General features: G+C 37.6%; 10 protein-coding genes. 3 read left to right on the top strand and 7 right to left on the bottom strand.

The genetic code is table 11. The features are described 5' to 3' along the window. Positions 1–8: 8 nt before the first annotated feature. The 5 genes from MP477_RS03020 to MP477_RS03000 all read right to left on the bottom strand — a co-directional run bounded on the left by MP477_RS03020 (position 9) and on the right by MP477_RS03000 (position 5648). Positions 9–1010, bottom strand: coding sequence for an HlyD family secretion protein (locus MP477_RS03020; protein ID WP_257189094.1), 1002 nt, complete (start codon positions 1008–1010; stop codon positions 9–11). 32 nt (positions 1011–1042) lie between these two features. Beyond that, a complete protein-coding gene (locus tag MP477_RS03015; RefSeq protein WP_257189093.1) occupies positions 1043–2389 on the bottom strand; it encodes a TolC family protein in 1347 nt (448 codons plus the stop codon). A 464-nt stretch (positions 2390–2853) separates the two neighbouring features. Further along, a complete protein-coding gene (locus tag MP477_RS03010; RefSeq protein WP_257189092.1) occupies positions 2854–4059 on the bottom strand; it encodes an MFS transporter in 1206 nt (401 codons plus the stop codon). An 88-nt stretch (positions 4060–4147) separates the two neighbouring features. Next, complete coding sequence (locus MP477_RS03005; RefSeq protein ID WP_257189091.1) at positions 4148–5062, bottom strand: AraC family transcriptional regulator; 915 nt, start codon at positions 5060–5062, stop codon at positions 4148–4150. 55 nt (positions 5063–5117) lie between these two features. After that, positions 5118–5648 (bottom strand): hypothetical protein, encoded by a 531-nt coding sequence (locus MP477_RS03000; RefSeq protein ID WP_257189090.1) that lies wholly within the window; start codon positions 5646–5648, stop codon positions 5118–5120. Between the two features lie 117 nt (positions 5649–5765). On the opposite strand from MP477_RS03000, the gene MP477_RS02995 reads away from it, so the two are divergent. The 3 genes from MP477_RS02995 to MP477_RS02985 all read left to right on the top strand — a co-directional run bounded on the left by MP477_RS02995 (position 5766) and on the right by MP477_RS02985 (position 9436). Continuing rightward, positions 5766–7175 (top strand): PLP-dependent aminotransferase family protein, encoded by a 1410-nt coding sequence (locus tag MP477_RS02995; protein WP_257189089.1) that lies wholly within the window; start codon positions 5766–5768, stop codon positions 7173–7175. 299 nt (positions 7176–7474) lie between these two features. Next, entirely contained in the window at positions 7475–7651 is a 177-nt protein-coding gene (locus MP477_RS02990; protein WP_047377485.1) for a histone H1, read from the top strand. Between the two features lie 213 nt (positions 7652–7864). Continuing rightward, the gene (locus MP477_RS02985) at positions 7865–9436 is read left to right on the top strand and encodes a M20/M25/M40 family metallo-hydrolase (protein ID WP_230040076.1); all 1572 of its coding nucleotides are present in this window, start codon (positions 7865–7867) and stop codon (positions 9434–9436) included. An 82-nt stretch (positions 9437–9518) separates the two neighbouring features. On the opposite strand, the gene MP477_RS02980 is transcribed toward MP477_RS02985, so the two are convergent. Further along, on the bottom strand, positions 9519–10154 hold the full coding sequence (locus MP477_RS02980; protein WP_257189088.1) for an HAD family hydrolase: 636 nt from the start codon (positions 10152–10154) through the stop codon (positions 9519–9521). 33 nt (positions 10155–10187) lie between these two features. Next, the gene (locus tag MP477_RS02975) at positions 10188–12311 is read right to left on the bottom strand and encodes a Tex family protein (protein WP_257189087.1); all 2124 of its coding nucleotides are present in this window, start codon (positions 12309–12311) and stop codon (positions 10188–10190) included. Positions 12312–12348 lie beyond the last annotated feature (37 nt).

Genomic DNA, 12348 nt, shown 5'->3' with positions numbered 1-12348 from the left:
TTGGTTAGTTATAATGTTACAGAGGGTATCAGTACACTCATTCCCGGACGGAATCCATCAATTTTCTTTGTAGGATAGGCTTTAATTTTGAATGTTCTCATATCAAAGCCTCCTTTTGTTTTGGTGGCTGTCCAGGTAGCAAAATCTCCCAGTGGGGCAATGAATTTTACCTGAAGTTCAATTTTTTTATTATCTAACGCAGGAACCACTCCTTCGAATTTGCTGTTCATTTTGAATTTTCCCATCTGGTCTTCTTTGATATTGATAACAACCCAGATATCATTCAGATCCACAAGATTTACAATGGGATATCCAGCATTGACAAGTTCCCCAAGGTTAGGAAAATATTGATTGACCTCTCCGTCTGCAGGAGCAATGACATTAATTTCACTTCTATATACATTGACTTCCTTTACGGCGCCTTCAGCCTGTCTCATAGAGGCTGCAGATGCATTTTTATCCTCGGTTCTGGCTCCGTTTTTTGCCATCAGATAATTATTGTATGCTGCTTTTTCCTGTTCTCTCGAAGCATTTTTCTGACCCTTGGCTTCATCTCTTTTCTGCGCAGGAATTACTTTCTCCTGGTAAAGGTTTTCCATTCTTTTGTAAGTAGTTTCTGCAAGATCAGCAGAAGCTTTGGCCTGTTGCCAGGAATTATAAGCCCCCTGAACCTGTTCATAACGGGTTCCGTTTATAGCTTTATCATATTGTGCGGTTGCAGCGTCTTTTGCAGATTGTGCCTGAATCAGTTTAGCGTCGAGTTCCGGGCTGGATAAAATAGCCAGTAGCTGCCCTTTTTTTACAGACTGTCCTTCATCAGCCAGTTTCTTCTCCAGTCTTCCGGTTACTTTAGGGGCAACATGAATTTCAGTAGCTTCAACTTGTCCTTGCAGGTAATCTTTTGTCGGACTTGTGAGAAAATAAACGGATACAGCAGCTATCGCTCCAAATATTAATATAATGATGAGGATATTCATGAATGTAACTGATTTTTTCTGGTTTGTCGCCATTGTAATAATTTTAAGTTATATAATTTGAGATTTTATTGGGCATTTTGGATATAATCGTTGCTCATTCCGCATACTTCAAAAAGTTTAGCCAGGTTGGTATCATAGTCCGTATATGCTTTCAGCTGTTCAATTTTTTTCCCGGATAGATCCAACTCAGCATCAATAACGTCCGTAGATGTAGATATTCCCTCTGCAAAAGAGGCTTTCCGTATTCTTACAAGTTCTTCTGCTAATTGTATAGATTCATTTAAAGAAACAATTTGTTCATCCGATTTTTTGAGCTCATTATATAGCTTTTCAACATAAGTTTTAATATCGAGCTGAAGCTTTTCTCTGGACATTTCAATCGTTTCTTTTTCACTTTTGGCAACAAGAATTCTATTTTTCCGTCCAAATCCGTCAAAAATATCATAGGTAACCATAACACCTACAGTTAAAGGATTTTTTACCAAAGGATAGTTGTGTGAGGCAAGGATCTGCTGACCGGTTAATAAAACAGTAGGCAGGTAGCTTGCTTTTTCTATATTAATCCCTTGCTGGGCAATCTCTTCTAGAAGTTTTATTTTTTGTATTTGAGGATAATTGGCCGCTGCCTTCTCTTTGTATTCTTCCAAAGAATTCATATGTCCTTCCAAGAAAAACGGTGTAGTAAGTGTGAATTCTTCTTCCTGCTCTAATGTTGCGGAAAGAGCCGTTCTTGCCAATTGTAAATCTTTTTTAGAAGCAAGTAATTGTCTTTCCGCTTCAGAAACGGCTACCTTCGCCTGTAGAACGTCTACGCCTGCAATGATACCGTTACGCTCCATTTTTAATGAATTTGACAGGTGTACGTTCATTACCTCTACCACATTTTCTTTTACAGTAACAGCCTCTTCGGCCAGTTTTGCTTTGAAATAACTGTTGGCCAGCTCGGAAACCAGGCTTTGTTCAGAATTGTTTTTTTCCACTTTTGCTACCTCAGCACTTATTTTAGCGATATTGACTCCTGATCTTATCTTTCCACCGGTATATATTGGCCAGCTCAGTGATATTCCTCCAAATGCCATATCTTTTTTCTGAAGGGCAAAATCCCAGCTGCCCAGCACGGAAGGTGAAGGAAGTTGGAATAAGGATGCCAGCTGATCTCTTTTCTCATTAAGATTGATTCTTGATTCTTTATCTGTATAAGTTAACGTTCCAAATGCTTTAATCTGAGGATACAGCATACTTTGGGCAGTTTTTATCTTATAATGGGCTGCATCTATCTTTTTATTATTTATTTTTACTTCAATATTTTTATTCATCATTATATCTCTGGCTTCAGAAAAACTGAGTGCAGATTGGGCATGTAAATAATTTACACCTGAGAATAGGATGATAAGCTTAATCAATAATTTCATTGCAGTTATTTTATAATTTATCAATTTAAAAGTGATTATGAATCATTGTAAAAAATAGAGAAACTGTATTTTAATAAAGACTAAAATACCAGCTTTTATCAGTGATATTTCCCAATATTGGGATAATAAAAATATAGGTTTTCTACCTTTATTATGCTGAAAATCTTATCTATAGCAAGAATGATGTATAATTCCCATGTATAGATTTGGCTCAATTTATTTCCTTGTTATCTGAAAATAAATTGTATATAAAATCTGTTATTTTTACTGCTATTTATTTAACAATCAATCATTGCTGCTAAATTATCATTGATCTCAGTATATCAGCTTATTTGAAAGTAGTTAAATGTAGTCCGAAAGTATCATTGTTCGGAAAGGATGGTTCAAACCCGGAGAAGAGTTCATTAATAAGTGGGTGATAGGGGAAGAAAGACACCTTCTGATATGAATAAAAAAAGCAGAGATTAATTCTCTGCTTTTTCTTTTTTGATAGCCTGGTTCATAATAAGGATAATCCCCAGAAGGAAAAAAGCTATAATAAGATAGCGCCATGCCAGTCCTTTTTGCTCTGTAACTGTTCCGCTTACAGAAATAATGAAACTTGAAATAGAGGTGATCACATAGACCAATCCTCCCATTAATCCACCTGCTGTTCCTGCATTTTTAGGGAAATATAACATACTTGTTGTGAAAAATGAAGTAAACAGTATCCCTGAACAGATATGAATAAAAAAGGCAAAAGGAACCATGATGAAAAGGCTTTCTGCATAATTGCTGGTGATAATCAGTGCAATAATCAGGATGAGCTGCAACAGAACAGGCTGCAGGATACGGGGCTTAAAATCCAGCGTAAGTCTGCGTTTTCCTATAAAGCCGCCTATCATCCATGAAAATCCTAAGATCAAAGTACAATATCCAATAACTACAGGGCTAAAATGAAAAGTGTTTTCAATAATAAAAGGTCCTGTAATATTAAAAAGCATAACAATAGAATAGCTTAATCCCAAGATGAAAATTCCCAGCATAAAAATCCTGTTTTTAAGCATCATTTTATAGAGACTTATATTTTCGGCAATATCGAGCTTCTTTTTCTGGGGAAGGCTTTCTCCACTGAAAAACCATTCAAACAGAAAGATAATTCCGGCATATAAGGCCAGGAAATGAAAGTTGGCGTGCCAGTTAAAAAGTTTTTCAAGATAGCCTCCAAGAAAAGGAGCCAGAATAGGTCCGCAGGACCAGACAATGGTAAAATAACTCAGGTAATGTTTTACTTTTTCTGAATCATAGATATCCACAAAAATAGCGCGGGTAGCCACAACAAGTACCGAAACGGCAACACCCTGAAGAATACGCAGCAGACATATTAACAGGATACTGTCAGTCATTGTAATCAGGATACTGCTGACGACCAGAAGGAATAAAGCAAGCAGTTTTGGACGGTAGCGCCCAATACTGTCAAGAATTCCCCCCACAAACAGCTGGGAGATTCCATAGCTCAGCAGGTAAGAGGTTAGCGTAATCTGGATATCTTTTTCGGAAACTGATAGTTCTCTGGCCATTGATGGAAATGACGGCAGGTAAATATCTGTGACAAACCCTGAAAGAGGGATGGACACAAAGGCCATAATGGTTATTAACTTTATGCGTTTTTCAGATGCTTCTCTCAACATATTCATTCATTTTTACCATGCAAAAATAATTCAAGAAAACTAAAATCCAGTTTTAAAAGACAAAGTAAAAATTACAAAATTCAAATATTTAAAATGCATTTTTAAATTTTAGAGGGGAAGTCTGTGCATGCTTCTTGAAAAAATTGTTAAAATGGGAAGGCTGCTCAAAGCCTAAAGTATAGCCTATTTGCGCAATATCCCAGTTGGTATATTTCAACAGGTTTTTAGATTCTTCAAACATTTTGTCCTTAATGATCTGTGTGGTTGTAAGATGGGTCACTGACTTTACAGAAGAATTTAAATGATTCACATGTACATTAAGATGATCAGCGAAATCGGAAGGTGTTCTTAATGCCAGAGGATAAGCAGGTGAATCCAGTGGGAACTGTTTGGTAAGCAATTCATCAAACAGTTTATAAAGGCGGACATTAGCGGGGAGTTCATTAAGGCTGATATCTTCAACACGGTTTTCCAGGGCCAGATGCAGAACAGATGCAAGATTGCTTTTAATACTGCTGCAGCGGTAAGGATAAACTGAATTATTAATCCGGTACATCTGCTCAAAATAAAGAGTTGCCAGCTGGGTCTGTTCATCCGTTAAAAAAACAACAGGTTTGCTCCATTCCTTGAAAAGAGAGGTCTTTTTGAATAAATTAAACTCAGAATTTCCATTAAAAAACTCCTGGTTGAAGAGACAAAAATAACCTTCCTGGAAATCACCGTCACATTCCCAGGTATAAGGAATGCTGGGGGAAGGGAAAAATAGGGCAGGGCGGTCAATATAGAGTTGATGGGCACCATAATGTATTGTACCTTTTCCTATGATAAAGCTGATTTTATAATAATCACGCCGGTTGTAAGGGCTTTTGAAACTACAATACTTTCGCATAGAAATATTGAAATGAGATTTTCCCATTTCAAAATCTTCCGAATCAAACAGTTTGATCTGATTTTTTCGAATACGTCTGTAATAATCTTCTATGGTTTCCAGCTGATCACTCATTGTGTTGAAATTATAAAAATCAAAGATACGAAATTGAAAGAGATATAAAGCTTCCCTATTTTTGATCATTTCTAATTTTATGAATCTCCATTTTTAAAATATGTGACGGAAGCTGAAAAGGACCAGCCTGTGCCAGGGAAGCTGATGTAAAGCCACACTCCTTCAAAAACTCCAGAAGAGGATCATGGGCGAGTATATTGATCCATATGATATCTGTAAAACTTACTGCAGACCTGCATTTTTTCCAGAGAGACTGTCTTATTTCTGGGGAATTGAATTGAGGAAGAATAACAAAACTTATTTCTGTAGATCTTTTTCCTTCAGCTATTCCGGGATATACAGAGCCGCTTTTGATGATACTGTAGCCCACCGGTTGCCGGTCTGCATACGTCATGATGAGCTGGTTGGAAAGATCATTCAGTTCATTGATCATCTTTCTCGGATCTATTTCACTGCTGATATATCTTTTGATGTCTTCTTCAGAAATAAAATCTTTATGCAGACTGTAAACCGAAGAATCGATGATGGTTATAAGATCAGAAATTCCCTCTTCAGAACCTACTGTAAATTTTGAAATGATATCCATGAGTTTTTTTATTCAAAATTATAAGATTAATCCATTCAGAGGGGATACAGTTTGAGAAAATATAATCAGTACAGGTGTTTATTTTGTAAATTTGTTCGGTACAGTTTTACCTATTCTATGAAATCCTATAAGTACGAAATTTTTACAGCGGTTATTGAAGAACATATCTATAACGGAGTCTTACAGTACAAAGACCGCCTGCCATCTATCCGGGAAATTAAAAAAGCATATCAGCTGAGTACCAGTTCTGTTCAGAGTGGTTTCGAACACCTTATGATGAAAGGCCTGGTTAAAAGCAGCCCGCGTTCAGGGTATTTTGTTTCAGACATTATGGAAGAGAATACTCCAAGAAGAAGAAGAAAGCTTGTTCCTGTAGCCAGGGATGAGGTCTTTATGAAAAACATGATGCTGACATCTAAAAGAACCTCGGAATTCAGTTCTTTTAATGCAGCTATGCCGGGAGATTTGCTGATTCCGCAAAAATTAATACTCCGGACCATGCAGGAAGTGATCCGTGAAAAAGGAGCTTCACTTCTTCGGTATTATCCTTCAAATGGGCTAGCATCATTGAGAAAACATATTGCAGTTCAAATGGGAAAATATGGAGGTACATTTAATCCTGATGAATTAATCATTACTGATGGTGCTTTGCAGGCACTGGTTATTGCATTAAGGTCTGTAACAGAAACCGGAGATGTGGTAGCGGTTGACAGTCCCTGTGTGTTTTCAGTATTAGAGGTGATTGCTAATCTGGGTCTTAAGGTTATTGAGATTCCTGTACATTACCGAAGTGGTTTTGATACAGAGTATTTCAGAAAAGTATGTGTAGAAAATAATATCCGTGCATTGGTGGTAACTCCCAACTTTCATAATCCTACTGGTATTTTGATGAGTGATAACATAAAGAAAGAGCTGCTGAAAATAGCTGTTATACATCAGGTGCCGGTTATTGAAAACGATATGTATGGCGATCTTTATTTTACAGAAAAAAGACCGCATTGTATCAAAAGTTTTGATGAAACAGGATTGGTAATGACATATTCCTCCTTTTCAAAGACATTGGCACCCGGCATTCGTCTGGGCTGGCTGTCGGCAGGACGTTTTTATTCAAAGGCTGAGAAAAGCAGGTTTGTATTGGGAAAATCGGTATCGCCCATTTATCAGGAGCTGGTATTGAAGCTCCTTCAGGGAAACAGCTATGAAAGGCATCTGCGTCCATTTCGAAAAAGGCTGAACGAGCAGGCAATTATTGTATTGGATGCATTAAGAAGACACTTTCCACAAGACTCATATTTTCACAGGCCGCAGGGTGGCTACAGCATTTGGGGACAGCTACCGGAGAGTGTTGATATGGATATATTTTACCTTTACTGTGAAAATAACAAAATTGTATTTACTCCTGGTACTACATTTTCTCTTACAGAGCACTACAGTCACCATTTTAGGATAGTATTTACAGAGAGAATAACCTCAGAGAGTCTCGCTTTACTGAAAAATGTAGGAGAAAAACTCAGAAGTCTCAGTTGATTTTATCATATAAAACCTGATCTATGAGGTCTGGAAGACGAACAAAATGTTTACATATTGCTTCAGGGAGAATATCTCCACAATCATTCTATATGGTTTATTTTACAGGGCTTGATAAATTACAGAAACAAACCGTTTTGCAGTTGGCCATAACATGCAAAAACACCTCATATTTGATTATTTCTCAGGTTAAATAGAAAAGAATTTTACTGAAATTCAGGATTTTTATAAATTTTCCGGGTGCTGTATTGGCTGGAATCACCATAAAACCTATATTTGCAGCCTAAATTTTTAAATAAATGAAAGAACTAATTGAAAAAATCAACGCAGAATTTGAAGCGTTCACAACTGAGGCAAACCAACAAGCAGAAAAAGGAAACAAAGCAGCTGGTACAAGAGCTCGTAAAGCAGCTTTAGAACTAAGCAAACTGTTCAAAGACTTCAGAAAAGTTTCTGTAGAAGAAGCTAAAAAATAATTTACCTCAAACCGGCTTTTAAAGCCGGTTTTTTTATATCCTCAATTGCTCTACAAATTTCAGTCATTGCCGCTCATTCTGTGGTATGCTTTGTAATGAACATAAAGTTTTCATACAAAAAGCTTGAAAACATTCTTCTGTAAAGACTTTTTTGCTTCTAATCCTTTATCATTTCCGCAATTTCTTTTATCTTTAAACCAATCAATATATGTTATGAAGATAAATAGATTTTTTGCAGTACCGGCAGTGGTGTTGGCTGCCCAATTTTCATGGGCCCAGGTAAAAGTAGATCCGAAAGAAAAACTTGATCCTATCGTAAAAAGTTTTGTAGATGAGGTAAATAACAATTCTCAGCTTGAAAATATGGCTGGCGAATTATTAGACGGCATAGGGCCGCGTCTTGTGGGAACTCCTGAAATGCTTGCTGCCAATGAATGGAGTGCGGGGAAACTTCGCTCATGGGGAGTAGAGGCAAACCTCCAGCAATTTGGAACATGGAAAGGCTGGCAAAGGGGAATTACGCATGTTGACATGGTGTATCCACGTGTAAAATCACTGTCTGCAACACAATTGGCATGGAGCCCGGCAACCAAAAAAGCTGTGGAAGCAGAAGTAATTGTTCTTCCTAAAGTATCTTCTAAAGCAGAATTTGATCAATGGCTGCCTTCTGCAAAAGGGAAAATTGTTTTGATGGCTCAATATCAGAAAATAGGGCGTTCTGACGAGCAGATCAAAGAATTTGCAACTCCTGAGCTTTATGAAAAACTTAAAGCGGAAAAAGAACAGGCTGCCAAGGATTTTACTGCTTATGTAAAGAATATAGGCTATGACAATAGCACACTTCCGGAAGCTTTGGAAAAAGCCGGGGCAGCAGGAATTGCTATTTCCAACTGGACGGGGATTATGGGAGCCAACAGAATCTTTGGAGCAAAAACATCCAAAATTCCAATGATTGACATTGATGTGGAAGATTATGGAATGCTTTACAGAATGGCCGAAAAAGGAAGTAAGCCAAAAATTAAAATTGATGCCCAGTCAAAAATCCTTCCTGATGCCAAAAGTTTCAATACCATAGGAATGATCAAAGGAAAGGAAAAACCTGAAGAATACGTGATCCTTTCTGCTCATCTTGATTCCTGGGATGGAGCTCAGGGAGCTACCGATAATGGGACAGGTACTCTTACGATGCTCGAAACCATGAGAATCCTGAAAAAATATTATCCAAACAATAAAAGAACAATTGTTATAGGACTTTGGGGGAGTGAAGAGCAGGGATTGAATGGTTCAAGAGGTTTTGTAGCAGATAACCCTCAGATCATCAAAGGCGTGCAGGCTGCTTTCAATCAGGATAACGGAACAGGACGGGTGGTAAATATCAGCGGTCAGGGATTCGTAAAAGCATATGACTATATCGGAAGATGGCTTGAGGGAGTTCCAAAAACGGTAAAAGGACACATTAAAACCGACTTCCCGGGAATGCCCGGAGGGGGTGGTTCTGATCATGCTTCCTTTGTAGCGGCAGGAGTGCCGGGGTTCTCCTTAGGTTCTCTGAACTGGGGATATTTTGGATATACCTGGCATACTACAAAAGATACGTATGACAAGATTGTTTTTGATGAAGTGAAAAATAATGTAGTGCTAACCGCTGCATTAGCTTATATGGCTTCTGAAGATCCTGAATTTACCAACAGAGAAAAAAGACTAATGCCTCAGGATGAAAAAGGAGGAACGGTGAAATGGCCGGAAGTTAAAGAGCCAAGAAGAGATTCTAAAGAATATAAATAATAGGATATTAGTATTCAAAATAGCAAAGGCTGTCTTAATAGGCAGCCTTTTTATGCAGATTTATTAATACAGTGCTTTACTATCAGATATAAAATTCTAAATCTGAAAACTTTGAAACAGAAGGCTCATATGCCGGATCAGTTAATTTTCCAAAACCATATTCACAAAAAATAAACTCCAGATCATTGGATCTTGAAGAGTCGTAATCTGTTTGGGTGTCACCAATATAAATGGTGTTTTCAGGCTTTAGCTGATTCCTTTCCATAATCAGTTTTATATTTTCAGCCTTGGGCTTTTGAGTCCGTCCGTGAGATTCAAAATCTGTAAATAGGTCATTGAACTGACAGTATTCCAAAAATGCTTCAATATATCCATCCTGGCAATTGCTTACAATAAAAAGACGGTGTGTATTGCTAAGGCTTTTCAGGGTCTCTTCAACACCATTATATAAAATTCCGCCCTGTATACGCAGTACTTCATTTTCCTGGGAAACAATTTCAGAAAGGATTTCCTGAATCTGCAGGTCTGAAATTCCGGGAACAATATCTTTAACGATATCGTGAGCCAGTAATCCCATATACTGATTCATATCTTCAGGTTTCAGGTCTTTTTTTATGAGCTGATGCTTGTTCAGAACATGATTCCATATTTTGATAATAGAAGCCCTGGAATCCCATAAAGTTCCATCTAAATCGAAAATTAAATTCTTATAATTCAAAATGTCTTTTGTTTGTTGATTAAAAATATGTGCTTACAGAATCATACTCAGCTGAATTCTCTTTCTGGCCTCATCTACCTCTGTTACTTTCACACGGACATGCTGATGAAGTTTTACCACTTCATTTACATCAGAAACAAATCCGTCTTTCAACTGGGAAATATGTACCAATCCGCTTTCTTTGATTCCCAGGTCTACAAAACATCCGAAAGCCGTAATATTATTGACGATTCCCGGAAGGATCATTCCTGTTTTTAAGTCTTTAATGCTTTTTACATGAGGGTCAAACTCAAATATTTTAACTGCTTTTCTGGGGTCTAATCCCGGTTTTTCAAGCTCCTTCAGAATATCTTTGATTCCTAAAATTCCGATTTCTTCTGTGATATAGCTTTCTGGTTTTACCAAAGCAATTTTTTCTTTGTTGGCAATCAGTTCATGGGTTTTAATACCCAGATCTTTGGCCATTTTTTCTACAACTCCATAGGCTTCAGGATGTACAGCGGAGTTATCCAGTGGGTTTTCAGCATTGGTAATTCTGACAAAAGCAGCGGCCTGCTGGAAAGCTTTTTCTCCAAGTCTCGGTACTTTTTTCAGTTGTTTTCTGTTTTCAAAAGCTCCGTTTTCTGTACGGTAGTTAACAATATTTTCTGCCATTTTCTCCCCAATTCCGGAAACATAGCTTAATAATGATTTACTGGCTGTATTTAAGTTAATGCCTACAGAATTCACACACTTCATAACGGTAGAATCCAGTTCATTTTTCAGCTGAGTTTGGTCTACATCATGCTGATATTGTCCTACACCAATAGATTTTGCATCAATTTTTACAAGCTCTGCCAATGGATCAGAAAGCCTTCTTCCAATGGAAACAGCCCCACGTACAGTGACATCGTATGTAGGAAATTCATCCCTTGCAATTTTACTTGCAGAATATACCGAGGCTCCGGCTTCAGAAACTACAAAAACCTGTAAAGGCTTATCAAACGCAATTTTTTTAATGAAAAATTCTGTTTCACGGCTTGCGGTACCATTTCCGATAGAAATAGCTTCAATAGCATAGGCATTGACCATGGAACGGATTTTCTTCATTGCCATTCCGGTTTCATTTTGTGGTGCGTGAGGGTAGATGGTTTCATTATGAAGTAAATCTCCCTTTTCATCTAAGCAGACAATTTTACATCCGCTTCGGTAGCCGGGGTCAATAGCTAAAATCCTTTTTTCACCTAAAGGCGGTGCCAGAAGTAACTGACTCAAGTTCCCGGAAAATATTTCTATGGCTATTTTATCTGCTTTTTCTTTGGCTTCCTGCAGGCTTTCATTGGAAATAGCCGGTTCCAGAAGTCTTTTATAACCGTCTTTTATGGCCAGGGCAATTTGTTCAGAAGATTCATTATTGGTCTTGATAACAGCTTTCTCTATGAAATCAATAGCTTCTTCCTTATCAATACCTACATTTGTTTTTACAAAACCTTCCGTTTCAGCTCTTAACATCGCAAGAAGTCTGTGGGAAGGAGTTCTGCTGAGGCTTTCTTCCCAATCAAAATACTGAGAGAATTTTTGTGCCGCTTCCTCTTCTTTTTTAGCTTTTACCACTTTAGACGTTATGACAGCTTTACGCTGAAACAGACGACGGAGGTTTTTGCGGACATACATGTTTTCATTGATCCATTCTGCCATGATATCTCTTGCCCCCTGAAGAGCCTCTTCTTCTGATGAAACTTCATTATTCAGGTATTTTGAAGCCAAAAACCGGATATCGTTATTTTTCTGGCTCATAATGATTCTGGCTAAAGGTTCCAATCCTTTTTCCTTAGCTGCATCAGCCTTTGTTTTTTTACGCTTTTTGAAAGGCAGATATAAATCTTCCAGCTCCTGAATATCAAAACTTTCTTCTATTCTTTGCTGAAACTCAGGGCTTAAAGCATGCTGTTCTTCTATAGATTTTAAAATAGATTCCTTTCTTTTGACAATCTCTTCAAACTGCTTGCTGATCTTTGAGATCTGCTCAATCTGAACCTCATCCAAATTCCCGGTTTTATCTTTTCGGTAACGGGAAATAAAAGGAATAGTGCAGTCTTCTGCTAATAACTGAAGGGTATTGTTGATGCTCTTTTCAGAGATGTTAAGCTGCTTCTGTATAAATTCTACGGTCGTCATTGTTCTGTTTTCGGGTAGCTAAAATAAGGTTTTTAAA

Origin of the sequence: Chryseobacterium sp. WG23, from assembly GCF_024586575.1 — a bacterium.
GTDB lineage: Bacteria > Bacteroidota > Bacteroidia > Flavobacteriales > Weeksellaceae > Chryseobacterium.
Note: the sequence above shows the minus strand (reverse complement) of the source record. Positions and strands in the feature narration are given on the sequence as shown.